The organism is Streptococcus sp. 2021WUSS126 (assembly GCF_044427255.1).
Taxonomy (GTDB): Bacteria; Bacillota; Bacilli; order Lactobacillales; family Streptococcaceae; genus Streptococcus; species Streptococcus hashimotonensis.
In genome coordinates, this window is the sequence record NZ_JAOTGI010000001.1 from 230,583 (window position 1) to 256,333 (window position 25,751).

The following is a 25,751-nucleotide window of genomic DNA, read 5'->3' on the forward strand; positions in this document are numbered from 1 at the left end:
ATCAGCTTTTGAAGTTGTACAAACGATTCTAGCTTTTGGTAGCTTTACCATTGCTTTAGTCAGTTTGTGCTATAAAATCTTCAAAGAAAATGACCAAAAGAAATAGCCGTCCATACTTTGGCAAGTAACGGCTATTTCTTTTAGCAAATAAAATACGAGCCACCGTCTTTTTAACGGTTCTACGTTGGGTAGTTGTTGACGCAACTACCTTTTTCTATCTCTATTATAACACGAAAGCTTGAAAAAGCCAATTTAAATGGTAGTGTCCTGCCAGAAAAGTCCCTGGCTTAGTCCAAGAAAAATTCTTTCATTTATGGTAAAATGTTTCTAATAAACTACAAAGGAAATAAGTATGTCAGATAAGTTTCAACTCTTGCTACAACAAATCGGAATGCCTCTTGATGCACGACAATCAGGGGCTTTTTCGACTGCAACGATTGAGAAAGTAGTCTTGCACAAGGTCAGCAAACTCTGGGAATTTACCTTCCGTTTTGAAACCCCCTTGCCGCTCATGGACTATCAACTCTTCAAGGCTCGTTTGGCGACGGAGTTTGAAAAGGTGGGCAATAAGATTCAATTTTCTATTGTCAGCGATGCGGAGGCCTTTGAAGCTGGTTTGGTAGAAGCTTATTATCCAGAAGCTTTTACGGAAGATTTGTGCCAGAGTGCAGGCTTCAAGGCTCTTTTTCAGCCATTAGAGGTAACTTATAGAGATGGTGTTTTGTGGATAAAAGGTCCTGAAACCATTGATACAGATCATTTTCGGAAGAATCATCTGCCAAATCTTGTGGAACAATACAAGCGATTTGGTTTTGGCAATCTTGCGGTGGACATCCAAGTCTGTCAGGAAATGACGCAGCAACAAGCGGAGATTTTCCATGCGCAAAATGAAGAAATTTACCAGCAGGCTAATGAGGAAAACTTGGCGGCCCTTGAACAATTGGCTCAAATGGCGCCACCACCAGAGGCAGCTCAGCCATTTGTCCCAGAATATAAGAAAAATCGTCCTGCCAAGGTCAATATCGAAAAGGCTGAGATTACGCCTATGATTGAGGTGGATAGCGAGGAGAACCGGATTGTTTTTGAGGGACTGGTCTTTGAGGTCGAGCAGAAGACGACCAAGACGGGGCGGGTCATTATCAACTTTAAGATGACCGACTATACTTCGTCCTTCACCTTGCAGAAGTGGGCTAAGAATGAGGAAGAGGCTCAGAAGTTTGATATGGTCAAAAAGGGCAACTGGTTGCGGGTGCGAGGCAATGTGGAGACTAATAATTTCACTCGTGATTTGACTATGAACGTGCAGGAAATCCAAGAGGTCAAGAAGGAAATCCGTAAGGATCTTATGCCTGAAGGGGAGAAACGGGTCGAGTTTCATGCTCATACCAACATGTCTACCATGGATGCCCTGCCTGCTGTTGAGGACTTGGTGGCACGTGCTGCGGCTTGGGGACACAAGGCGGTGGCCATTACTGACCATGGCAATGTCCAGTCCTTCCCCCATGGCTATCATGCTGCCCGTAAAGCTGGGATTAAGCCGCTCTTCGGGATGGAGGCCAATATTGTCGAGGACTCTGTGCCCATTGCTTACAACGAAGCAGATGTAGTCCTGTCCGAAGCGACCTATGTGGTCTTTGACGTGGAAACGACCGGTCTTTCTGCGGTCAATAATGCCTTAATTCAGATTGCAGCGTCTAAGATGCATAAGGGCAATATTATTGCGGAATTTGATGAATTTATCGATCCAGGTCATCCGCTCAGTCAATTTACAACAGATCTGACAGGAATCACTGATGAGCATGTGCGCGGTTCTAAACCTCTGGAACAAGTCCTGCGTGAGTTTCTAGATTTCTGTCAAGATTCCGTCATGGTTGCCCACAACGCGACCTTTGACGTTGGCTTTATGAATGTCAACTATGAACGAGCAGGCCTACCTATTATTAGCCAGCCTGTCATTGATACCTTGGAATTTGCTCGTAACCTCTACCCCGACTTTAAGCGTCATGGTTTAGGTCCTCTCACCAAGCGATTTGGTGTTGCTCTTGAACATCACCACATGGCCAACTACGATGCGGAGGCGACAGGGCGCCTGCTCTTCATCTTCCTAAAAGATGCTCTGGAGAAGCACAATTTGACCAATCTCAACCAGCTAAATACGGAGCTGATTGCGGAGGATTCCTATAAGAAGGCTCGTGTCAAGCATGCCACGTTATATGTGATCAATCAAGTTGGTTTGAAAAATATGTTCAAACTGGTCTCTCTTTCTAATACCAAGTATTTTGAGGGAGTTCCACGTATTCCACGGACCGTTCTCAATGCCCATCGTGAAGGCTTAATATTGGGAACAGCCTGTCAAGAGGGCGAGGTCTTCGATGATTTACTCTCCAAAGGGATAGATGAAGCGGTTAAAACGGCAGCCTATTATGATTTTATCGAAGTCATGCCACCTGCCCTCTATGCTCCCATGATTGCCAAGGAGCAGTTTAAGGACATGGCAGAGATTGAAGAGACTATCAAGCAGTTGATTGAGGTAGGACGTAGGGCAGGTCTGCCAGTTTTGGCGACAGGAAATGTTCACTATATTGACCCCGAAGAGGAAATCTATCGGGAAATCATTGTTCGTGCTCTAGGTCAAGGGGCACCGATTAACTGGACCATCGGAAATGGTGAGAATGCCCAACCAGCACCACTACCTAAAGCTCACTTTAGAACGACCAGCGAGATGTTGGACGAATTTGCATTCTTGGGAGAAAGTCTGGCGCGTGAGATTGTCATTACCAATCCCAATGCCATGCTCGATCGGTTTGAAGATGTTCAGGTAGTCAAGACCGACCTCTACACGCCTTATATTGAGAAGGCCGAGGAAACGGTGGCGGAATTGACCTATCAAAAAGCCTTTGAAATTTATGGCAATCCTCTGCCAGATATTATCGATCTGCGGATTGAGAAGGAATTGACCTCCATTCTGGGTAATGGATTCGCCGTGATTTATCTGGCGTCGCAGATGTTGGTGCACCGGTCAAATGAGCGGGGCTACCTGGTGGGTTCACGGGGGTCTGTCGGCTCCAGTTTCGTTGCGACCATGATTGGGATTACCGAAGTAAACCCTATGCCTCCTCACTATGTCTGTCCAAATTGCCAGCACAGTGAATTTATCACAGATGGTTCTTATGGTTCAGGTTTTGACCTGCCAGACAAGGATTGTGAAAAGTGTGGGACCAAGTATAAAAAAGATGGACAGGACATTCCTTTCGAGACCTTCCTTGGTTTCGATGGAGACAAGGTTCCTGATATTGACTTGAACTTCTCAGGGGATGACCAACCGTCTGCCCATTTGGATGTTCGGGATATTTTCGGGGAGGAAAATGCCTTCCGTGCAGGAACGGTAGGTACGGTAGCTGCTAAGACTGCCTATGGTTTTGTCCGAGGCTATGAGCGGGATTATGGCAAATTCTATCGAGATGTGGAAGTAGAGCGGTTGGCTGCTGGCGCGGCAGGTGTCAAACGGACGACTGGTCAGCACCCGGGGGGAATTATCGTATTCCCTGACTACATGGATGTCTATGACTTTACACCTGTTCAGTATCCTGCCGATGATGTGACGGCCAGCTGGCAGACCACCCACTTTAACTTCCACGATATTGATGAAAACGTCTTGAAACTCGATATTCTGGGACACGATGATCCAACCATGGTTCGGAAGTTGCAGGACTTGTCGGGCATTGATCCGCAGACCATTCCTGCTGATGACAAGGGAGTGATGGCCCTCTTTTCTGGTACGGAAATTTTGGGAGTTACCCCAGAGCAGATTGGGACACCGACAGGTATGCTGGGCATTCCTGAATTTGGAACCAACTTTGTACGGGGGATGGTGGAGGAAACCAAACCGACCACTTTTTCGGAACTCTTGCAGTTATCTGGTCTATCGCACGGTACAGACGTTTGGTTGGGCAATGCCCAGGACTTGATTAAGGCAGGAATTGCTAATCTATCTACTGTTATCGGTTGTCGGGATGACATCATGGTTTACCTCATGCACGCAGGTTTGCCACCTAAGATGGCTTTTAACATCATGGAGCGGGTACGGAAGGGCTTGTGGCTCAAGATTTCCGAGGAAGAGAGAAATGGCTACATACAAGCCATGAAGGATAACAAGGTTCCAGATTGGTACATCGAATCCTGTGGAAAAATCAAGTACATGTTCCCTAAAGCCCACGCGGCTGCCTACGTTATGATGGCCTTGCGGGTTGCCTATTTCAAGGTTCATCACCCGCTTTACTACTATTGTGCTTATTTCTCTATTCGTGCCAAGGCCTTTGATTTAGCGACCATGTCGGGCGGTCTAGATAAAGTCAAGGCTAAGATGGAAGAAATCGCCCTCAAGAAGAAAAACAATGAGGCTTCAAACGTTGAGCAGGACCTTTACACGACCTTAGAGTTGGTCAATGAGATGCTGGAACGTGGCTTCAAGTTCGGTAAGTTGGACCTCTACAAATCCCATGCGACCGACTTTCTGATTGAAGAAGATACCCTCATCCCACCATTTGTCGCTATGGATGGTCTGGGAGAGAACGTTGCCAAGCAGGTTGTGGCGGCGCGTGCCGAAGGAGAATTTCTCTCTAAGACAGAACTCCGTAAACGTGGTGGATTGTCAGGTACGCTTGTTGAAAAAATGGATGAAATGGGCATTCTCGGTAAAATGCCAGAGGATAACCAGTTGAGTCTCTTTGATGATTTGTTTTAAAAAAGGAAATGATGAAAAAAAGAAATATTTTAGTTGAGTTATTAAAAGGAATTGGTCTAGTACTGCTTTCTACTATCTTGTGGACATTGATCTTATCTTTTGCCACACCGGAATCATCATCAGGTATTTACGAACCTTTTCCAGGTTTTACTGTGATTGCTGGTATACTAACGAGTTTCATTCTCCATATTATTATGAAGTATAACCAGCTTCGTCAGGTTGAACAAGCCGCGAAAGCTAGTAAAAGTCATATCGTTGTTATTGAAGAGCGCAATCAGGCCTTGATGGAGAAAGCAAACCGCTTGGTTGAAAAACACCAGAATCTTGAAAAAGAAACCATTTTGGACATCAATAAATCCGTTTCCAAAATTCGAACGGTTGAAGAAAAAACTGTTATGAAATCCACCAAGATTGAAAGTTCACAAGAATTTGGTCAATTTTTGCGTCAAATGCCGGAATTGATGGCCAATAAACATATTGAAAGGTTACTGAATGAAATTTTTGAAACAGAAAATAATTTAGCACAATGGAAGATTTCATACAATCAACAGGTTGAGTACTTCAATACTCTGTTGCATCAGTTTCCGATTAGCATCATTGCCAAAATCATTCGCCTGAAGGACTTGGAATTTTATAAGGAACATTCGCTGACTGATTTTACAGACGAGATGTTGGGGCTATAAGATAAAGAAGGGTCTATCAATGTATCTTAAGTATTTGATAGGCTTTTTTTGCCATCTTTTTGTAAATTCTCTGTTACTACTTTATGAAAATCAGACTATCTGCTGTAACTATCTTAATTTTCACGGAGTATAAAAAAGTCAGACTAGGAATTTGACACTACTTAGTAATAATGATACAATCTCTATATAGTGATAAAAGCTACTATGTAGTAACAATAAGAAAAGAGGAAAACATATGTCAAACTTTGCAAAACTTCAAGAAACTCGCCGTTCTATCTATGCACTTGGTAAAGATCTACCTGTATCAAACGAAGAAGTAGTAGCACTTGTTGAGAAAGCCATGAAAGAATCGCCATCAGCTTTCAACTCACAATCAAGTCGTGCCGTTGTACTTTTCGGTGCTGAATCAGACGCTTTCTGGAACGAAATTGCCTACAGCGAATTGGAAAAAGTAACACCTGCAGAAGCTTTTGAAGCTACAAAAGGTCGTTTGGCAGGCTTTGCGGCTGGTGCTGGTACCATCTTGTTCTTCGAAGACCAAGATGTTGTCAAAGGCTTGCAAGAAAGCTTCCCACTTTACGCTGAAAACTTCCCGATCTGGTCTGAACAAGCTCACGGTATCAACTTGTACGCAGTATGGTTGGCTTTCGCTGAGAAAAATATCGGCATGAACGTACAACACTACAACCCGTTGGTTGATGCACAAGTTGCAGCAAAATACGGCATTCCAGCTAACTGGAAACTCCGTGCTCAAGCACCATTTGGTAGCATCGCAGCTCCGGCAGCGGAGAAAGACTATATGGCGGATAGTGACCGTGTAAAAGTTTTTGGTAACTAGTATTCTTCGAAAATTGAAAATATTCGTTGTCAGCTTGTCTTGGTGAACTTCAGTTCAACTTTCGGCTTGCTGACACGAACTCCGTTCGCTTTATCTCCAACCTTGCACGGTCCATTAACTGTGCAAGCAGTCTGGGGGACTGTTTCAAGTCAATGCCTAGAAATAAGAGAGCATTGAGTTATGCCTGCGGTTGTTGACACGAACTCCGTTCGTTTCGTCTCCAGGCTTCAACTATCTCCCAGAGCTAACCTTTCCAACTTCCTGTCTCAGTCAGGAAGTTTTTTTTGTCAGCCCAGCTTCAAAATATGATACAATAATAGGGTATTTCAAAGTACAAAGGAGAAAAAGATGGTATTACCAAATTTTAAAGAAAATCTCGCTAAATATGCTAAACTTTTGGTTTCAACAGGTATCAATGTGCAACCTGGTCACACTGTTCAATTGACAATTGGTGTGGAACAGGCTGAGTTGGCTCGTTTGATTGTCAAAGAAGCTTATGCTCACGGTGCTAAGGAAGTCTTGGTCAACTGGTCGGACGATGTGATTGCGCGTGAACGTTTGGTCAATGTTGATGTGGAACTCTTGGAACAAGTTCATCCACAACGTGTTACTGAAATGAACTACCTCTTGGAGCGCAAGGCAAGTCGTTTGGTTGTCTTGTCTGAAGATCCAGGAGCTTACGACGGTGTTGATCCAGAGAAATTGTCTCGCAACGCTCGTGCACTCAGCCAAGCTTTGCAGCCAATGCGTCAAGCAACGCAAGCTAACAAGGTTAGTTGGACACTTGGTGCAGCCTCTGGTTTGGAATGGGCTAAAAAAGTCTTTCCAAATGCAGCGTCTGACGAAGAGGCAGTGGACCTCCTTTGGGATCAAATCTTCAAGACTTGCCGTATCTACGAAGAAGATCCAATCAAGGCTTGGGAAGAGCATGAGGCACGCTTGGTGGCTAAGGCTAAGGTCCTTAACGACGAGCAGTTTGTCAAATTGCACTACACAGCACCAGGAACTGACCTCGTTCTTGGTATGCCGAAGAATCACTTGTGGGAAGCGGCTGGTTCGGTCAATGCCCAAGGTGAACACTTTATTGCCAACATGCCAACAGAAGAGGTCTTCACAGCACCTGACTACCGTGTGGCAGATGGCTATGTAACGTCAACAAAACCACTTAGCTATAACGGCAATATTATCGAAGGTATCAAAGTAACCTTTAAAGATGGTGAGATTGTAGATGTGACTGCTGAAAAAGGCGATGAAGTCATGAAGAAATTGGTCTTTGACAATGCCGGTGCACGTGGTCTCGGTGAAGTTGCCCTTGTGCCAGACAAGAGCCCAATTTCTCAATCAGGTGTGACTTTCTTCAACACTCTCTTTGATGAAAATGCCTCAAACCACTTGGCAATCGGGCAAGCCTATGCTTTCTCAATTGAAGGTGGTACAGAAATGAGCCAGGAAGAGCTCAAAGAAGCTGGTCTCAACCGCTCAGATGTTCACGTGGACTTCATGATTGGTTCAAACAAGATGAACATTGACGGTATCCGTGAAGACGGTACTCGTGTACCAATCTTCCGTGATGGTGAATGGGCTATCTAATGATATTTGTATAAGACTGGGCAACCAGTCTTATTTTATAAGAATAGGAGGAATACAAGATGTTAACAAGTATTATCGCAGGTGCCATAATTGGTATGATTGCAGGTGCTCTTACTTCGTCAGATGACCGTCGTGGTTGTCTGGGAAATATTATTCTTGGGCTTGCTGGTTCGTGGATTGGCCAGTTGCTCTTTGGTGATTGGGGACCACAATTTGCTGGCATGGCCGTAATGCCTTCCATTTTAGGAGCCATTCTCCTAGTGGCAATTTTTAGCAGTTCTAGACGATAAGGAAATCAACAAACTTCTGAAAAGGGAGGTTGTTTTTTAGTTTGTCAATTGTTCGGATTTTTCAGAAAATTTCCATTTTTCTATTGACAAGTGAAAATAAGTAAGGTATCATGGTAAGCAATTAAGAACCTGTAAAAACAGGTTTCAGAACACTGAAAGGAAAAAAGTCAAATGAAACCTGTCACTACAAAATTCTTTGCTTTGTTGTTGCGACGGTCGGGCTAGTGCTGAAAGAATGCATTAGTCCTGTTTGGCTCACCAAGCGGGCGCTGTTGACTACATCTCGCAGGTGGTTATCCTCGAGGTGTTTTCTTTTTTATCGTCATTTCGTTTACTTTTATTACTTCGTTAACTCGCCTTGCCTAACTCCAGTTATGCCTGCGGTTCGTTGCCTAGTACTAAAAGCAAACTAAAAGACGGTAGTATTGAAGTTTGAATTGTTTAGAAAGGTATTCTTATGCGTGTGATTGAATTTTTAGATACAACTTTGCGAGATGGTGAACAGACGCCGGGTGTGAATTTTTCTATCAAGGAAAAAGTGACCATTGCCAAGCAGTTGGAGAAATGGGGGATTTCTGCTATTGAAGCGGGTTTCCCAGCAGCCAGTCCTGATTCTTTTGAAGCGGTTCGTCAGATTGCGGCGGCTATGATCAAGACGGCTGTGACAGGTTTGGCTCGGTCAGTCAAATCAGACATTGACGCTTGTTATGAGGCTCTGAAAGATGCCAAGTATCCGCAGATTCATGTTTTCATTGCGACCAGTCCCATTCACCGTGAATGTAAACTTCAAAAGACCAAGGAAGAAATTTTGGCGCAAATTACTGAACATGTCAGCTATGCCCGTGAGCGTTTTGAGGTGGTGGAGTTCTCGCCAGAGGATGCGACGCGGACGGAGTTGGATTATTTGCTAGAAGTTGTGCAGACAGCGGTAGATGCTGGTGCGACCTACATCAACATTCCAGATACAGTCGGCTTTACGACTCCTCAGCACTACGGAGAAATTTTCCGTTACTTGACAAGCAACGTCAAATCGGACCGTGAGATTATTTTCAGTCCCCATTGCCACAATGACCTAGGTATGGCTGTTGCCAATACTCTTTCAGCTATTAAAAACGGTGCCGGTCGTGTCGAGGGGACCATCAACGGTATCGGTGAGCGGGCAGGAAATGCGGCCCTTGAAGAAGTAGCTGTTGCCCTTGAAATTCGGAAAGATTTTTACGATGTGACCAGTCCGATTGTTCTAAAGGAAACGCTCAATACTTCGGAATTAGTATCTCGCTTTTCTGGGATTGCCATTCCACGCAATAAGGCGGTGGTCGGTGGCAATGCCTTCTCTCATGAGTCAGGTATCCACCAAGATGGTGTCTTGAAAAATCCATTGACTTATGAAATCATTACACCTGAGTTGGTAGGGGTCAAGAAAAATTCTCTGCCACTGGGTAAACTATCTGGTCGCCATGCCTTTGTGGAAAAGCTGAAAGAATTAGACTTGTATTTTGAAGAAAGTGACGTTGCTAGTTTGTTTGCTCGCTTTAAAAATCTGGCAGACAAGAAAGAAAAAATCACGGACGCAGATATTCGTGCCTTGGTAGCTGGGACTGAAATTAGCAATCGTGATGGTTTCCAATTTAAAGATTTGCGTTTGGATAGTCAGTCTGACGGAAGCATTCAGGCTCAAGTTACCTTTATCAATCAAGATGAGGAAGAAGTGGTGGTTGTTGAGTCAGGCAAGGGTTCGGTTGAGGCTGTCTTTAATGCCATTGACCAATTCTTCCAGCAGGAAATCAGCTTAGAACGCTATCATATCGATGCCATTACCGATGGAATTGATGCTCAAGCGCGTGTGCTTGTCGCCGTAGAAAACAAGGCAACGGAAACCGTCTTTAACGCCTCTGGTATTGACTTTGACGTATTGAAGGCTTCTGCAATTGCCTATATTCATGCAAATGTCATGGTACAGAAAGAAAATAGCGGACAGATTGATAAGAAACTATCTGAGAAAGAGTTGCCAACTAGCTAGGAGGAAATATGACGAAAAAAATTGTAGCCTTGGCTGGTGATGGAATCGGTCCTGAAATCATGGAGGCTGGCCTAGCAGTCCTCGAGGCTGTTGCTGGGCAAGTAGGATTCGATTATGAGATTGAGGAGAGGGCTTTTGGTGGCGCTGGGATTGATGCGGCTGGCCATCCTCTACCAGATGCTACCTTACAAGCCTGCCGTCAGGCGGATGCGATTTTGTTAGCAGCTATCGGTAGCCCTCAATATGATGATGCAGCTGTTCGACCAGAACAAGGTCTGCTTCAACTTCGGAAGGAATTGGGTCTCTTTGCCAATATCCGTCCGGTCAAAATTTTTGATAGCCTGAAAGACTATTCTCCTCTGAAAGCCGACCGGCTGGATGGTGTGGATTTGGTCATGGTACGGGAGTTGACAGGTGGGATTTATTTTGGAGAGCATATTCTGGAGACAGACCAAGCCAGCGATAGCAATACCTATCAGGCAGAAGAAATCGAACGAGTTGTCCGCTCTGCCTTTGACCTAGCCCAAAAAAGACGGAAAAAAGTCACCAGCATTGATAAGCAAAATGTACTGGCGACGTCAAAATTGTGGCGGAAGGTAGCGGATGAGGTGGCTAAGGACTACCCAGATGTGACCTTGGAGCACCAGTTGGTGGATAGTGCAGCCATGCTTTTGATTACCAATCCTAGTCGATTTGACGTCTTGGTGACGGAAAATCTTTTCGGAGATATTTTGTCGGATGAGGCCAGCGTATTAACAGGAACGCTAGGGGTTCTGCCTTCTGCTAGTCATGCGGTGGCAGGTCCCAGTCTCTACGAACCTATCCACGGATCGGCACCCGACATTGCCGGTCAGGGCATTGCCAATCCTGTCAGCATGATTCTATCTGTTGCCATGATGTTGGAAGAAAGTTTTGATTTGGTCCAAGCAGGTCAGACCATTCGCCAGGCAGTTGAAGAAGTCTTTGCACAGGGAATTTTCACTAAAGACCTAGGTGGGACCGCCTCTACCAAAGAAATGACAGCGGCTATTATTGAACAGCTTGAAAGGAGGTCACCATGAGTGGCAAATCCATTTTCGATAAGCTCTGGGATCGGCATGTGATTACAGGGCAGGAAGGGCAGCCCCAGCTCCTCTATGTCGATCAACATTATGTCCACGAGGTGACCAGTCCCCAGGCCTTTCAAGGATTGAGGGATACAGGGCGACCTGTTCGGCGACCAGACTTGACCTTTGCGACCTTTGACCACAATGTGCCAACCGTTGATATTCACAATATTCGTGATGTCATTTCTAAGGCTCAGATGGATGCTTTGGCGAAGAATATAGAAGATTTCGGCATTCCCCACGCAGCCCACGGTTCGGAGCATCAGGGGATTGTCCACATGGTTGGACCAGAAACAGGCAGGACCCAGCCAGGAAAGTTCATTGTCTGCGGAGATAGCCATACGGCGACTCACGGAGCATTTGGAGCCATTGCCTTTGGGATTGGTACTTCTGAAGTGGAGCACGTTCTCGCTACCCAGACCATTTGGCAGGTTAAGCCCAAGCGGCTCCTAGTGGAGTTTGTCGGTCAGGCTCAAGCGGGTGTCTATGCCAAGGACTTTATCCTGGCTCTGATTGCCCGCTATGGCGTGGATTGTGGACTGGGTCATGTGGTGGAGTTTGCTGGTCCAGTCATCGACCGACTCAGCATGGAAGAACGGATGACCATTTGCAATATGTCCATTGAGTTCGGCTCTAAGATGGGCATTATGGCTCCAGACCAGACCACTTTTGACTACTTGCGAGGTCGTGAGTGTGCACCAGCGGACTTTGAGGCGGCGGTGGCAGACTGGAAGGTGCTCTACTCGGATGCGGACACGGTCTATGACAAGCACCTGGTCCTTGATGTGTCAGACTTGGCACCGATGGTCACTTGGGGAACGACGCCTGCTATGGGGGTTAGTTTCGATGGAACCTTCCCAGTTATCCGTGATCACAACGACGAGCGGGCCTACGCTTATATGGACTTGGCTCCAGGGCAAAAGGCTGCGGACATTCCCGTTGGCTATGTCTTCCTAGGCTCCTGTACCAATGCTCGCCTCAGCGATTTGCAGCTGGCAGCTAGGATTGTTAAGGGGCGGAAAATAGCAGAGCAGGTTACGGCCATTGTCGTTCCAGGTAGTCGCCCTGTCAAGCGGGCTGCAGAAAAGCTTGGTCTAGACAAGATTTTCATGGAGGCAGGCTTTGAATGGCGAGATCCAGGTTGCTCCATGTGTCTGGGTATGAATCCAGACAAGGTACCTGCTGGTGTCCACTGCGCCTCTACAAGTAATCGAAACTTTGAAGACCGACAGGGCTTTGGGGCCAAGACCCACTTGTGTAGTCCTGCTATGGCTGCCGCAGCTGCGCTTTATGGACGTTTTGTCGACACTAGACAGCTAGACATTCTCAAGGAGGGAGTTTAATGCACCAATTTACCACATGGATAGGAACGACCGTTCCACTCATGAATGATAATATTGATACCGACCAACTCCTGCCCAAGCAGTTTCTCAAGCTGATTGATAAAAAGGGCTTTGGCAAATATCTGCTCTATGCTTGGCGGTATTTGGATGATAACTACACGGATAATCCTGATTTCATTCTCAATCGGCCTGCCTATCAAGGAGCTAGTATCCTCATATCTGGGGATAACTTCGGAGCAGGTTCTTCTAGGGAACATGCTGCTTGGGCTCTGGCAGATTATGGCTTCAAGGTCATCATTGCAGGCTCCTTTGGAGATATTCATTACAACAATGACTTGAACAACGGCATTCTGCCCATTATCCAGCCCAAAGAAGTCAGGGACCAACTGGCTCAGCTGGAACCAGACCAAGAAATCACGGTTGACTTGGCAGACCAGTTGATACGGACGCCTTTTGGGGAATTCCCATTTGACATTGAACAGGACTGGAAGCACAAGTTGCTCAATGGCTTAGATGATATTGGTATTACATTACAGTATCAGGATTTGATTGCTGAGTATGAGGGGGACCGTCCAAGCTACTGGCAAAACTAGAGTCTTCCATTTTATCTTTTAGTACTGCGACGAATGAGGAAACTCCGTTTCCCTATTTCCAACTTCAAATAATTTCATCATTATTTGAACTCGCTTTGCCGTACTTTACAAGCGTTGGGAGTGGGAAAGAACTCGACTAAGTCAAAAAGAGTTCGTCTTCCCACCCCCGCACAGTTGATTAGGTCAGATTTGGAGTGTGAAACACGAACAAATCTGCCAATCAACCACTGCGCTGAGATGTTGACACGGACACTGAGAAGTGGGCCAGGGCTTTTTGCCCAGCCTCATGATTTCTAAACTTCAACAGTCACTACTCTGACTGTTGAAGCTGTCTGCAGCTCGTTGACACGAACAATGTTCGTTTTATCTCCAACCTCCAACTATCTCCCAGATAGTTGGAGCGAGTACTAAAAGCAAACTGAAAGACTCCTACGAAATATTAGAAAACAAGCAGGTCGCTCTGCTATGAAACAAAAGAAAAGAGGAAATGATTATGACGAAACAAATTCACTGGGATGGCGCACTTTCACAAGAAGGTCTTGACATTATCAAGGGTGAGGGAGGCGTGATTGTTTGCCCGACTAAGGTTGGTTACATCATCATGACATCTGACAAGGCTGGCTTGGAGCGGAAGTTTGACGCTAAAGAGCGCAAGCGTAATAAGCCGGGCGTGGTTCTTTGTGGCAGCATGGAGGAGCTTCGTGAGTTGGCTCAGTTGACTCCTGAGATTGATGCTTTCTACCAAAAACATTGGGATGAGGACATTTTGTTGGGTTGTATCCTGCCTTGGAAACCAGAGGCTTATGCCAAGTTGCAGGCTTATGGCGATGGTCGTGAAGAGTTGATGACCGACGTTCGTGGTACTTCTTGCTTTGTTATCAAGTTTGGTGTGGCTGGCGAGCAAATTGCTAAGGAAATGTGGGAAAAAGAAGGTCGTATGGTCTACGCTTCATCTGCTAACCCATCAGGTAAGGGAAATCGTGGTAAGGTAGAAGGTATCGGTGAGCGTATTGCTTCTAAGGTGGACTTGATTATCGAGGCGGATGACTACGTGGCATCTATCCAGCCAGACAAGACTATCGAAACCCGCTATGAGCAAGGGGTTATGGTGTCTATGGTAGATAAAGATGGTAAACTGATTCCAGAACAAGGTGCAGATAGCCGTTCTATCAGCCCATGCCCAGTTGTCATTCGTAAGGGTTTGGACATCGATAAAATCATGATGCACTTGTCAGACCACTTCAACTCTTGGGATTATAGACAAGGGGAATATTACTAAGATAATTGAGAACGATCCGAAAGGGTCGTTTTTTCGTACCAGAAAAAAACTGGCTGAAAATAATTTCAGTCAGTTTCTTATGTTTATTCAATTACCAACATGCCTTCTTTAACGGCAAATGGGTGTTCTGGGTCAATGCGGTCGTAGAACATGACACCGTTGAGGTGGTCGATTTCGTGTTGGACCACGATGGCATTAAATCCCTTGAGCTTGATGCGGTGCTTTTCTCCGTTTTTGTCCATGTAATCAACAGTCACGCGCGCGTGGCGGACTACGTAGCCTTGGACTTCGCGGTCAACAGATAGGCAGCCTTCGCCCCCTTCTATAGCCGCTTCTTGGACAGAGTGTGCCACGATTTTAGGGTTGTACATGACTTCTTGGAGGGAGTAGGCTTGGGCAGGTGAATTGCCTTCCTCATCTTCTGGATTTGGGACTAAGACAGCAATGATGCGTTTGGAAACGTCAATCTGAGGTGCTGCTAGACCAACTCCACCACGGAGTTTCATCTTCTCCGCCATGACTGGATCCTGCGAATGTTTGAGGAATTGCATCATTTTTTCGCCTAAAATAATTTCCTGGTCAGATAGGGGAAATGCAACTTCTTCAGCGACCTGGCGTAGGGTTGGATGCCCTTCACGGATGATGTCATCCATGTCAATCAAATGGGCAGCTTTTGTCAATCGTTCAATAACAGACATAATTCTCTCCTTTGGATATAGTTAAGATAAGTATAGCATGAAATGGGAGAGAATAAAAGTCGGACTTTTCTATCCATTCGCTTTCAAATCTGTTATACTAGTAAAAGACGAACGTTGAAAGGGAGAAAAATGAAAAGAATTTTAGAAAAAGCCAGTTTGCTGGCCCTGTCCACCATGCTGGTTTCGACATTTGCTGTCTCGCCAGCTATTCCGCAGATGATTGAGCATTTTGCTCAGCAGGGAATTGCAGCGGCCCAGGTGGAAAACTTAATTACGGTGACCTCTTTTGCTATTATGGTTACTCTATTGGCAAACGGGCTAGTTGTCCGTTTCTTGTCTGAACGAAACATTATCATTGCAGGGCTTTTGCTTATGGCCATCGGTGGAGCTTTGCCCATGTTTCTAACTGCTTATCCTCTGATTTTATTGGCTCGTATCTTGCTTGGTTTGGGGATTGGCTTGATCAATGCGCGTGCTATTAATATCATCGGTAATTTTTTCACCGGTCAGGAGCGGGTGCAGATGATGGGCTTGCGTGGTTCAGCAGAGGTTTTGGGAAGCGCAGGGCTTACCCTCCTTGTCGGTTGGTTGACCCAGTTTGGTTGGCAACCTGCCTTCTTGGTCTACCTTTTTGCCTTGGTCATCTTGGCTCTCTTCCTTCTCTTTGTTCCCAAGGAGGAATTGCTGGCTCGCATGGAGGTAAAGGTTGAGGAGAATGCGTCCAAGGTCAAACTGGACAAGACCATGTGGATGATGGGAATTTATCTGGCATTCTTAGCCTTCTTTGTTATCAATGTCAATACCTTCCTGACCATTCGTATTCCTCAGATTGTTTTAGCCAAGGGCATTGGTACTGCTCAGCAAGCCAGTCTAATTCTCAGTCTTATGCAGGTCATGGGGATTGTGGCAGGGACGGTCTTTAGTAGCTTGGTTGGTCGTTTGAAGGGCTGGCTTTTAGCTGTTTCCTACGTGGTCTTTGGACTCGCGGTTGTCGGCATTGCCTTTGCGGATAATCTCTGGGTGCTGGGACTCGGTGGTATGGTGTCAGGATTTTTCTACAGCATCATTCTAACCATTGTCTTTAGTCAGGTAACAGACCGGGCTCCTAAGGCCTTGCTTAATGCAGTCATGACAATCGTCCTTATGGGCTGCAATATCGGCGGTGCCACATCTGCCATCTTGCCGACTTATCTGGAAAAACTCAACCCAACCCCAACAGGAGCCTTTGGTATTTACGCCATCGGCTGTGCCTTGATAAGCGCAGGCCTGATTTATAAACAACTGAAGAAATAGGAGCGGATTTCCGCTCCTTTTTGGTATAATATTCCTATGTTAGAAAACAACCGCTTAAATGAATTAATACTACGTTTTCCCGAGGATGTTCAGTTGATTTTTAAGGACATGATTCCCTCCTATCAGTTGGGCTATGCGGATTATGTCTATCAGACAGATAATTACGCCACCCAAAACCGTCGGATTAAAAATTTGGCAAAAAATTTCCGAAGAATGGATTATTTTTACATCATGCCCCTGCCCCAGGATCTGGCATTGGAAATTGCTAACCAATGGCGCTATCAACCACCTTTGGATGCCTATACGATTAGTGCACCCCCCGAGATCTATGCTGAGATGATTTCACCAGAGGCGCGTGGGGATCGCTTTTTTGCAGTCATCCGAAATGCCGCCCTCATGGGCTATTTCTGTATTGACCAAGATGGGGAGACCGTTGACATTCGTTTGGGCATGAAACCGTCTTTGACAGGTCAGGGAAATGGCAGAGCTTTCTATCAGACTATTGAAGACTACATAGTGGAACATGTTCAGCCGGCTAGTATCAAACTGACAGTTGCTACCTTTCATCAAGCAGCTCAAACCCTCTTTCATGCTCTTGGATTTACAGAAAGAGAACAGCAAGTAGAATATATCAAAATGGAAAAGAAACTCGTATGCGATTAGATAAATTTTTAGTGGATTGTGGTGTTGGCAGTCGAACAGAAGTCAAGAAACTCCTGAAAAACAAGCAAGTCACAGTCAATGGGCAAGTAGAGACATCCCCAAAGCAACAGATTGATGAAAAGACGGACCAAATTGCAGTAGCAGGTCAGGTCTTGAGCCATGAGACCTTTGTTTATTATGTATTGAACAAACCCAAGGGAGTTATTTCAGCAACCGAGGATGACCGTCATCGGACTGTCTTGGACTTACTAGATGATACCGCTCGCCAGAAGGAAGTCTTTCCAGTTGGGCGCTTGGACATCGATACCCATGGCTTGCTCCTCTTGACCAACAACGGTCAGCTGGCTCATGCCATGCTTTCTCCGAAAAAACATGTTGATAAACTCTACCGTGCACAGGTTGACGGGATCATGACCCAAGAGGATGTCCAACGATTTGCGGCAGGAATTGAGCTGAAAGACTTTACCTGTCAGCCAGCCCAGTTGACCATCCTCTCTACAGATGAAGCTAAGCAGACCTCGCTGGTTGACATTACCATCCGAGAAGGAAAGTTTCACCAGGTCAAACGCATGGTGCAAGCCTGTGGAAAGACGGTGACAGACTTGCAACGATTATCAATGGGGCCCTTGGTATTGGACGACAGCTTAGCCTTGGGGGAATACCGCAGGTTGACTGCTGCCGAATTGAAGCAATTAGAAGTCTTTGGTGTGGAATTATAGATAAATAGAAGAGACTTGCTCCCGATTGGAGGTCTTCTTCTTTTTGGGGTAAGTAAAAAATGCTAAGGATGCACAGTTGTCGCATCTGAAATTCTAGCCCCTGCTTGACCGTATTTGGTATAACATATTACAATATATATAAGAACCTGTGTTCACAGTTCATTGCTTCCATTGGAGTGTTTGAAGGTGGAGATAAGGAAAGGAAATTTCTGACCAATTAGGTGGTAGGCGAAAACAGCCACAGGAGCTTTTTACTCGTCGAAGCAATAAAGTGAAACTAAATGGTGATAGAGTCAAGTGTCCCTTTAAAAAAATGCTTTGATGAGCAAAAACGATTTCTTGCATAAGAGCACTTTGTTTATGAATATAGGTTCTAAGATTTGTCCAAGAGAGGTTATTATATGTTGAAATATATTCGTGCCCTTCCCCTTGTTATAGTAGCGGGAGCGGTTGTTTACTTTACTATTTTTATCTGTATTGATAATGGTGATTGGACCTACGTTGTGACTAGAGCGCTCGGGCTTAAGGAAGAACATGCCAATAATGTTTCTTTGATTGTAATTGGTGCCCAATCACTTTTTCTGACTTCGGATTGGTTTTACAAGCGGATTCGTGCCTTTCTCAATCGTCGTTTGGAAAAGGCCAAAGGGCTTAATCGGCAGATTTATCTGGGCTATAAGGCAGGGATTGAGTTTTTGATGGCTCTGCCCAAACGAACTATTTTATTCACATTCTATCTACTTTTAGTAGTTGCTGAAAGTGTTGGTCTGATTGAAAAAGCCAAGGACTATGCTGCGGTAATCATCTTCATAATTGCTGTTGACCGCGTGACCAAAATCTGGCCGGAGGAAAAGCGGAGAATGATTGAGTTTAGTCAGAAGATTAAGAAACGGATTAAGAGTGTGGAATAAGCGGAGAGGTGCATAGATATTTTAAGGAGGCAGTTTTGTCTTCTTTTTTGTTAAAAAAATCAAACAAAATGTAATGTATATGTTGCAAAATGAAAAATATAGTGTATAATAAGGTTATAAAAATGTACAGGAGGATGGCTATGGCATGAAAAATCTTCGGTTAAAGTTGGCGCGTGTGGAAAAAGATATGACCCAAGGGGATCTGGCAGAGGCTATTGGAGTGACCCGCCAGACCATCGGTCTGATTGAGGCGGGGAAATACAATCCTAGTCTAAGTCTTTGTCTATCGATTTGCCACTGCTTAGGAAAAAGTTTAGATCAATTATTTTGGGAGGAACCAACTGATGAAAAAAATTGTGACTGATGAACGTGTTCAACAAGAAGAAAACCAAGTCTTTGCCTGGGTGGGCAGGACCATGAATATTCTTTTGCCTCTCTCATTTCTCATCAAAAGTCTGGTATTAAAATGGCCGTTTGATACCTATGTTTTTGAACTGATTGCCATGTTGGTCGTTTCAATCTATCTCTTTTACGGTTATTGGAGGAAGGGGCTTGATATGGAAAGAGGAACTACTTGGCAGGCTTACCTTTACTTAGGAGGGGTGATTGCAGGGACAACGATTGTAATGGCTTGGACCAACTACCAGACCTATGGACAGCATTATACTGGCATTTGGGATTGGCATTTTTGGGTGGTGATTTTGATATTCTTTCTTTCTATCACAGGTCTCATTTTCTTACTGGTGAATCTTCTCTCTTGGGCGAATAAGTACCGTCAGAAGCAGATGGAAAAAGAGCTGGTAGATGAACTCGAATAAGCAATGGAGTTTTTATCCCCGCTCTGCCATTTTCCCTAAGAGAACAAAAATTAAAAAATCTCTTGCCAAAAGTAAGGGCTTATGTTACAATACCAAGAGCGTAGGTTTTTAAACTCATCCCGTGAGGTGAGAAAGACAACAGGAAAAATTATTAAGGGCCTATGACTATGTATATTTAGAAAGTCTGGGTCTTTTTGTGTACCCAGAATGGGAGATTTATGAGTACAAAAGTCAATCTTTTGTTTGATGTCCATGAGAAACCAGCACCGCTTCAAGGGATTTTGTTGAGTTTCCAGCACGTGTTCGCTATGTTTGGTGCGACGATTTTGGTGCCACTGATTCTCGGTATGCCCGTATCGGTTGCTCTCTTTGCATCAGGTGTTGGGACCTTGATTTACCAAGTGGCAACCCAGTTTAAAGTTCCAGTTTACTTGGGTTCTTCCTTTGCCTACATTTCCGCTATGGCGCTTGCTATCAAGGAAATGGGTGGTGATGTGTCAGCTGCCCAGACAGGAGTTTTCTTCGTCGGCTTGATTTACGTGTTGATCGCTGCACTTGTCAAAGTTATCGGTACTAAGTGGATTGACAGCCTCTTGCCACCGATTGTCATCGGTCCAATGATTATCGTTATCGGTCTGGGTCTTGCCAACTCTGCCGTGACTTCAGCAGGCTTCGTCGCAGACGGAGACTGGAAAAATGTCGTCGTGGCGATTGCAACCTTCTTGATTGCGGCTTTTGTCAATACCAAAGGGAAAGGCTTCGCCAAGATTGTTCCTTTCTTGATTGCCATTGTCGGTGGTTACGTGATTGCCCTCTGTCTTGGTTTGGTTGACTTCACACCCGTTTTGGAAGCGGCTTGGTTTGAATTACCAGGTTTCTACCTACCATTTGAAACAGGTGCCTTCAAGTCGTACAATTTCTACTTCGGTCCAGAAATGATTGCTATCTTACCAATTGCTGTTGTAACAGTAGCTGAGCATATCGGTGACCATACCGTTCTCAGTCAAATCTGCGGCCGCCAGTTCTTGAAAGATCCAGGCCTCAGCCGTACCTTGATTGGTGACGGTGTGGCGACTGCTGTATCTGCCTTTATCGGTGGACCTGCTAACACGACTTATGGTGAAAATACAGGGGTTATCGGTATGACTCGTATCGCATCAGTATCCGTTATCCGTAACGCAGCCTTGATTGCCATTGCCTTCTCATTCTTGGGTAAATTTACAGCCCTTATCTCAACTATTCCAAGTGCCGTTCTTGGTGGTATGTCGATCTTACTTTACGGTGTTATCGCCTCAAACGGTTTGAAAGTTTTGATTGAAAGCCGTGTTGATTTCGGTCAAGTCCGCAACCTGATTATTGCAAGTTCGATGCTGGTATTGGGTCTTGGTGGAGCAGTTCTCAATATCGGTGCCATTACCCTCTCAGGCACAGCCCTCTCAGCCATTGTAGGTATTATCCTCAATCTTATCTTGCCAAAAGCAGAAAAGGCAGAGTAATAAAGAAATAATTGAAAGTCAGCTTCAGCTGGCTTTTTTTGAAAATAGCAGAGCAGCTCAGCTATTTCTCAAATCAGTTGACAAAAGAGCTATTCCTTGATAGAATGGTTAAGGTCCAAAAGGACAAATCTAGCTTTTTCTTGGTTGCAGGTCGCCAACCTGTCACTCGGATTAGGCTCAAAACAAAGGAGAACATATCATGGCAATCTCAAAAGAGAAAAAAAATGAAATCATGGCACAATATGCTCGTCATGAAGGCGACACAGGTTCAGTTGAAGTTCAAGTAGCAGTACTTACTTGGGAAATCAACCACCTTAACGACCACATCAAACAACACAAAAAAGACCACGCTACTTACCGTGGTTTGATGAAAAAAATCGGTCGCCGTCGTAACTTGTTGGCATACCTACGCCGCACAGACGTAAACCGTTACCGTGAATTGATTCACTCACTCGGACTCCGTCGTTAATCAAGATACGAGAACGCAAAAAAATCCGTATGAAAATAGGAGATTGTCACAGCGACTTGTCGCAAGACAATCTATCTTTTTCACTAGGATTTTCGTTCGAGTTCAATTTAGAAAGAGCCTGTTTTTCAGGCTTTTTTTGTTTTCTTATTTCCTTTTTGCCAGACTTTTAGCTCGCTCCAACAGTCTGGGGATAGACTGTTGGAGGTTGGAAATGAAGCGAACGTAGTTCGTTTCAACACAGTCTGGGGCTAGACTGTGGGAGGTTGGAGATAAAGCGAACGAAGTTCGTGTCAACAATTCAAAAAGATTAAGTTTTTCGGAAAAAAGGATGTTGTTTGGGGTTAAGGATTGATTTTTTGAGACATAAAGACTACAATAAAGAAAAATATAAAGAGGTACCATCTTATGGCCTTAACAGCTGAAAAGAAATTGATTAACTTTCAATCAGAAAAATCACTTGTAGAAGAAGCAAAAGAGGTCTTGGCAAGTCAAAATATGACCATGACCCAAGCCCTCAACCTGTTTCTCAAAAATATTGTAGTAACAGGAGAAATTGGGCTTAAAAGTGAAGAAGAACTGGAAAAAGAGCGACTATTTGCCGAACTGCAAGCAGAAGTGATGAAAAATGTAGCTGAAATGAATGCTGGTAACTATCTATCATTGGACGAAATGGAGACCAAGCTCTTTGGATAAGTACCAAGTAAACCTACCTCTAGCTATATATGAGGAACTAGCTGACATTCGCAGCTACATTAGGGAAGAACTAAAAAGCCCTGATGGTGCGGACAAAAAAATCCAAGAGCTAATAGCAGGACTTAGAAGCCTTGAAATCTTCCCAGAGCGAGGTTTTAACGTAGATGAACGCTCTAAAAAGGGACCGCTAGTCCCAGGTCAGCTGACGCGAGGACTACCAATCAAAAAGGATTATATAGCTATTTATAACATTGATGAAGCACAAAAGGTCGTAAACGTTCGCTATCTTGTCGCAAGCAAGAGCGACTATATGAGATTGTTCAAATAGAATACACAAAAGAACACTCAGAAATGCTGGGTGTTCTTCGTTTGATTGAAGAGTATTTGATTCGTTCGGTTGTTTATATAGCAGGTTAGATTTTCCCTCAAATTCCTTCCTCAATTCCCCACATTTTCCGTCAAATATGATAAAATAAGAAGTATGCGTGGTTTTGTGCAAAAGAGAGTGAAACAAGCTTGTTTGATTGTCTTTTGTAGAAAACACGCAAGAAAAATTTCAGAAAAAATAGGAGACAATTCATGTCAAAACAAGTATTTGAAACGGTTTTTGCTGGCAAGAAATTGGTCGTTGAAACTGGCCAGGTTGCCAAACAAGCCAATGGTGCAGTTGTTGTTCGCTATGGTGACTCAACAGTCCTTACAGCGGCAGTTATGTCCAAGAAAATGGCAACGGGCGATTTCTTCCCGCTCCAAGTCAACTATGAAGAGAAAATGTACGCCGCAGGGAAATTCCCAGGTGGCTGGATGAAGCGTGAAGGCCGTCCGTCAACTGATGCGACCTTGACAGCTCGTTTGATTGACCGTCCGATTCGTCCAATGTTTGCGGAAGGTTTTCGTAACGAAGTCCAAGTCATCAACACAGTTCTTTCTTACGATCCAGATGCTTCTGCTCCAATGGCAGCCATGTTTGGTTCTTCATTGGCATTGGCAATCTCAGACATCCCATTCAACGGCCCAATCGCAGGTGTGCAGGTTGGTTATGTCAATGGTGAACTCATCATCAACCCTGACAAGGCTCAAATGGAAGAGTCTCTCCTTGACTTGACAGTAGCTGGTAACAAGGACGCCATCAACATGGTAGAGTCTGGTGCCAAAGAATTGTCAGAAGATGTGATGTTGGAAGCACTCTTGAAAGGTCATGAGGCCATTCAAGAACTCTTGGATTTCCAAAATCAAATCGTAGCAGCAGTCGGCAAGGAAAAGGCAGATGTAGAGCTTCTTCAAGTGGACCCAGAATTGCAGGCTGAGATTGTCGCAGCTTACAATGACGATTTGAAAAAAGCGGTGCAGGTAGAAGAAAAATTGGCCCGTGAAGATGCGACCAATGCCGTGCGTGAGACCGTCATCGCAGCCTACGAAGAAAAATATGCTGAACACGAAGAATTCGACCGCATCATGCGGGATGTCCATGAAATCTTGGAACTCATGGAGCACGCAGAAGTTCGTCGTTTGATTACAGAAGACAAGGTCCGCCCAGACGGTCGTCGTGTGGATGAAATTCGTCCGCTGGACGCAGAAGTAGACTTCTTACCAAACGTTCATGGTTCAGGTCTCTTTACCCGTGGTCAAACGCAAGCTCTTTCTGTCTTGACCTTGGCCCCAATGGGTGAAACCCAAATCATCGACGGTTTGGATGATGAGTACAAGAAACGCTTCTTGCACCATTACAATTTCCCACAATATTCAGTGGGCTCAACTGGTCGCTATGGTGCACCAGGTCGTCGTGAGATTGGTCACGGTGCTCTTGGTGAGCGTGCTCTCGAGCAAGTCTTGCCTAGCTTGGAAGACTTCCCTTACGCTATCCGCTTGGTAGCAGAAGTCTTGGAATCAAACGGTTCTTCATCACAGGCTTCTATCACAGCTGGTACCCTTGCCCTCATGGCAGGTGGTGTACCAATCAAGGCACCAGTTGCAGGGATTGCCATGGGTCTGATTTCAGACGGCACCAACTACACCGTTTTGACCGATATTCAAGGTCTTGAGGATCACTTCGGCGACATGGACTTCAAGGTGGCTGGTACCCGTGACGGTATCACAGCTCTTCAAATGGACATCAAGATCGATGGTATCACACCGCAAATCTTGGAAGAAGCCTTGGCACAAGCTAAGAAGGCACGTTTTGAAATCCTCGATGTCATCGAAGCGACGATCCCAGAAGTTCGTCCTGACTTGGCACCAACTGCACCGAAGATTGACACTATCAAGATTGATGTGGACAAGATTAAGATTGTCATCGGTAAGGGTGGTGAAACCATCGATAAGATTATTGCAGAAACTGGCGTGAAAATCGATATTGACGAAGACGGTCTTGTGGCGATCTTCTCACCAGATCGTGCTGCTATTGAGCGTACTAAAGAAATCATTGCTGGTCTTGTTCGTGAAGCAAAAGTGGACGAAGTCTTCCAAGCAAAAGTGGTTCGTTTGGAGAAATTCGGTGCCTTTGTCAACCTTTTTGACAAGACTGATGCTCTCGTCCACGTTTCTGAAATGGCTTGGACTCGTGTCAATAAACCAGAAGACCTAGTTGAAATTGGCGATATTGTCGATGTTAAGGTCATCAAGATTGATGATAAAGGACGTATTGATGCTTCTATGAAGGCTCTTCTTCCAAAACCAGAAGGTTATGTGGAACCAGAAAAACGCGAGCGTTCTGACAGACCACGCCGTCATAAAGACAACAAAGAGAAAAAAGATAACAACTTTGGTGAATTCAAATTCCACAAGGTTGAAAAGAAATAAGCTGAGTAGACAAGTTCGGTAGCGGGCTTGTCTTCTCGCTAGAAGGAGTGACTATGGGTTGGTGGAAGGACACCATTGAGATTGTAAAAGAAAAAGATCCGGCAGCACGGACGACCTTGGAAGTTCTTTTGACCTACCCAGGTGTCAAGGCCTTGGCTGCCCACCGTCTGTCCCATTGGATGTGGAAAAAAGGCTTTAAATTACTAGCTAGGATGCACAGCCAATTTTGGCGCTTTTGGACCAATATTGAGATTCATCCAGGTGCCGAAATTGCTTCGGGGGTCTTCATTGACCATGGAGCTGGTTTGGTTATCGGAGAAACCGCCATTATCGAATCAGGTGTTATGCTTTATCACGGTGTAACGCTTGGTGGAACAGGAAAGGATACGGGCAAACGCCATCCAACTGTCCGAAAGGGTGCCCTTGTCTCTGCACACGCACAGGTTATTGGACCTGTTGAAATCGGAGAAAATGCCAAAGTGGGTGCAGCTGCCGTTGTCCTAGCCGATGTTCCAGCAGATGTGACAGTGGTCGGTATGCCAGCTAAAATTGTCCGTGTGCATGGTCAAAAAGATGAGAAGGTCATTCATGACATGGAAGATGGCCGTGAACACTACACGACTAAGCTTGCAGAATTACGAGAAGCCAGCCACCATTCGTCGCATTTGTAGGAAAGAAGGTTGATATGCTTCTAGAAGAATTTGAA

The 25,751-nt window shown here is 45.0% G+C and carries 24 protein-coding genes; 23 read left to right on the forward strand and 1 reads right to left on the reverse strand.

The features are described from left to right. Positions 1-25 precede the first annotated feature (25 nt). The 11 genes from ODU39_RS01085 to ODU39_RS01135 all read left to right on the forward strand — a co-directional run bounded on the left by ODU39_RS01085 (position 26) and on the right by ODU39_RS01135 (position 14,486). Complete coding sequence (locus tag ODU39_RS01085) at positions 26-106, forward strand: putative holin-like toxin (protein ID WP_079397083.1); 81 nt, start codon at positions 26-28, stop codon at positions 104-106. 246 nt (positions 107-352) lie between these two features. Next, positions 353-4,744 (forward strand): PolC-type DNA polymerase III, encoded by a 4,392-nt coding sequence (locus tag ODU39_RS01090; protein WP_398579667.1) that lies wholly within the window; start codon positions 353-355, stop codon positions 4,742-4,744. Positions 4,745-4,755: 11 nt separating this feature from the next. Then, positions 4,756-5,427, forward strand: a complete 672-nt coding sequence (locus tag ODU39_RS01095; protein ID WP_161941005.1) for a LemA family protein — start codon at positions 4,756-4,758, stop codon at positions 5,425-5,427. A gap of 235 nt (positions 5,428-5,662) precedes the next feature. Next, complete coding sequence (locus tag ODU39_RS01100; RefSeq protein ID WP_398579668.1) at positions 5,663-6,265, forward strand: nitroreductase family protein; 603 nt, start codon at positions 5,663-5,665, stop codon at positions 6,263-6,265. 348 nt (positions 6,266-6,613) lie between these two features. Further along, positions 6,614-7,855, forward strand: a complete 1,242-nt coding sequence (locus ODU39_RS01105; RefSeq protein ID WP_398579669.1) for an aminopeptidase — start codon at positions 6,614-6,616, stop codon at positions 7,853-7,855. A gap of 59 nt (positions 7,856-7,914) precedes the next feature. Beyond that, complete coding sequence (locus tag ODU39_RS01110; RefSeq protein WP_136670675.1) at positions 7,915-8,145, forward strand: GlsB/YeaQ/YmgE family stress response membrane protein; 231 nt, start codon at positions 7,915-7,917, stop codon at positions 8,143-8,145. Between the two features lie 457 nt (positions 8,146-8,602). Continuing rightward, complete coding sequence (locus tag ODU39_RS01115) at positions 8,603-10,165, forward strand: 2-isopropylmalate synthase (protein ID WP_398579670.1); 1,563 nt, start codon at positions 8,603-8,605, stop codon at positions 10,163-10,165. An 8-nt stretch (positions 10,166-10,173) separates the two neighbouring features. Next, positions 10,174-11,226, forward strand: a complete 1,053-nt coding sequence (leuB, locus tag ODU39_RS01120; RefSeq protein WP_205040780.1) for a 3-isopropylmalate dehydrogenase — start codon at positions 10,174-10,176, stop codon at positions 11,224-11,226. Further along, positions 11,223-12,614 (forward strand): 3-isopropylmalate dehydratase large subunit, encoded by a 1,392-nt coding sequence (gene leuC, locus ODU39_RS01125; RefSeq protein ID WP_398579671.1) that lies wholly within the window; start codon positions 11,223-11,225, stop codon positions 12,612-12,614. The genes leuB and leuC overlap by 4 nt, the downstream gene beginning before the upstream one ends. After that, positions 12,614-13,207: a 3-isopropylmalate dehydratase small subunit gene (gene leuD, locus ODU39_RS01130; RefSeq protein WP_136670679.1), complete on the forward strand. Its 594-nt coding sequence runs from the start codon at positions 12,614-12,616 to the stop codon at positions 13,205-13,207. The genes leuC and leuD overlap by 1 nt, the downstream gene beginning before the upstream one ends. A gap of 493 nt (positions 13,208-13,700) precedes the next feature. Further along, positions 13,701-14,486, forward strand: coding sequence for an L-threonylcarbamoyladenylate synthase (locus ODU39_RS01135; protein WP_024391429.1), 786 nt, complete (start codon positions 13,701-13,703; stop codon positions 14,484-14,486). 83 nt (positions 14,487-14,569) lie between these two features. Here the strand turns inward: ODU39_RS01135 and def are convergent, their stop codons facing one another. Beyond that, positions 14,570-15,184 carry a peptide deformylase gene (gene def, locus ODU39_RS01140; RefSeq protein WP_398579672.1) on the reverse strand — a complete coding sequence of 205 codons (615 nt, stop codon included), beginning with the start codon at positions 15,182-15,184 and terminating at the stop codon, positions 14,570-14,572. Positions 15,185-15,313: 129 nt separating this feature from the next. On the opposite strand from def, the gene ODU39_RS01145 reads away from it, so the two are divergent. The 12 genes from ODU39_RS01145 (at position 15,314) to cysE (ending at position 25,716) form a co-directional block, all read left to right on the forward strand. Then, complete coding sequence (locus ODU39_RS01145) at positions 15,314-16,477, forward strand: MFS transporter (protein WP_105257331.1); 1,164 nt, start codon at positions 15,314-15,316, stop codon at positions 16,475-16,477. 36 nt (positions 16,478-16,513) lie between these two features. After that, entirely contained in the window at positions 16,514-17,140 is a 627-nt protein-coding gene (locus tag ODU39_RS01150; RefSeq protein WP_398579673.1) for a GNAT family N-acetyltransferase, read from the forward strand. Beyond that, entirely contained in the window at positions 17,131-17,859 is a 729-nt protein-coding gene (locus tag ODU39_RS01155; RefSeq protein ID WP_398579674.1) for a pseudouridine synthase, read from the forward strand. Before ODU39_RS01150 ends, ODU39_RS01155 begins: the two co-directional genes overlap by 10 nt. Before the next feature lie 401 nt (positions 17,860-18,260). Continuing rightward, positions 18,261-18,770 (forward strand): hypothetical protein, encoded by a 510-nt coding sequence (locus tag ODU39_RS01160; RefSeq protein WP_002942154.1) that lies wholly within the window; start codon positions 18,261-18,263, stop codon positions 18,768-18,770. A gap of 145 nt (positions 18,771-18,915) precedes the next feature. Further along, complete coding sequence (locus ODU39_RS01165) at positions 18,916-19,134, forward strand: helix-turn-helix transcriptional regulator (RefSeq protein ID WP_105113856.1); 219 nt, start codon at positions 18,916-18,918, stop codon at positions 19,132-19,134. Next, on the forward strand, positions 19,115-19,588 hold the full coding sequence (locus ODU39_RS01170) for a DUF6773 family protein (RefSeq protein WP_105248938.1): 474 nt from the start codon (positions 19,115-19,117) through the stop codon (positions 19,586-19,588). Before ODU39_RS01165 ends, ODU39_RS01170 begins: the two co-directional genes overlap by 20 nt. A 218-nt stretch (positions 19,589-19,806) precedes the next feature. Continuing rightward, on the forward strand, positions 19,807-21,084 hold the full coding sequence (locus tag ODU39_RS01175) for a uracil-xanthine permease family protein (protein ID WP_205032659.1): 1,278 nt from the start codon (positions 19,807-19,809) through the stop codon (positions 21,082-21,084). A gap of 199 nt (positions 21,085-21,283) precedes the next feature. Beyond that, positions 21,284-21,553: a 30S ribosomal protein S15 gene (rpsO, locus tag ODU39_RS01180; RefSeq protein ID WP_002938849.1), complete on the forward strand. Its 270-nt coding sequence runs from the start codon at positions 21,284-21,286 to the stop codon at positions 21,551-21,553. Positions 21,554-21,958: 405 nt separating this feature from the next. Continuing rightward, a complete protein-coding gene (locus tag ODU39_RS01185; protein WP_024381089.1) occupies positions 21,959-22,246 on the forward strand; it encodes an XRE family transcriptional regulator in 288 nt (95 codons plus the stop codon). Continuing rightward, the gene (locus ODU39_RS01190; RefSeq protein ID WP_161950520.1) at positions 22,239-22,574 is read left to right on the forward strand and encodes a type II toxin-antitoxin system RelE/ParE family toxin; all 336 of its coding nucleotides are present in this window, start codon (positions 22,239-22,241) and stop codon (positions 22,572-22,574) included. Before ODU39_RS01185 ends, ODU39_RS01190 begins: the two co-directional genes overlap by 8 nt. Positions 22,575-22,825: 251 nt before the next feature. Beyond that, on the forward strand, positions 22,826-25,045 hold the full coding sequence (gene pnp, locus ODU39_RS01195; RefSeq protein ID WP_398579675.1) for a polyribonucleotide nucleotidyltransferase: 2,220 nt from the start codon (positions 22,826-22,828) through the stop codon (positions 25,043-25,045). Positions 25,046-25,098: 53 nt separating this feature from the next. Further along, the gene (cysE, locus tag ODU39_RS01200) at positions 25,099-25,716 is read left to right on the forward strand and encodes a serine O-acetyltransferase (protein WP_024400199.1); all 618 of its coding nucleotides are present in this window, start codon (positions 25,099-25,101) and stop codon (positions 25,714-25,716) included. Positions 25,717-25,751 lie beyond the last annotated feature (35 nt).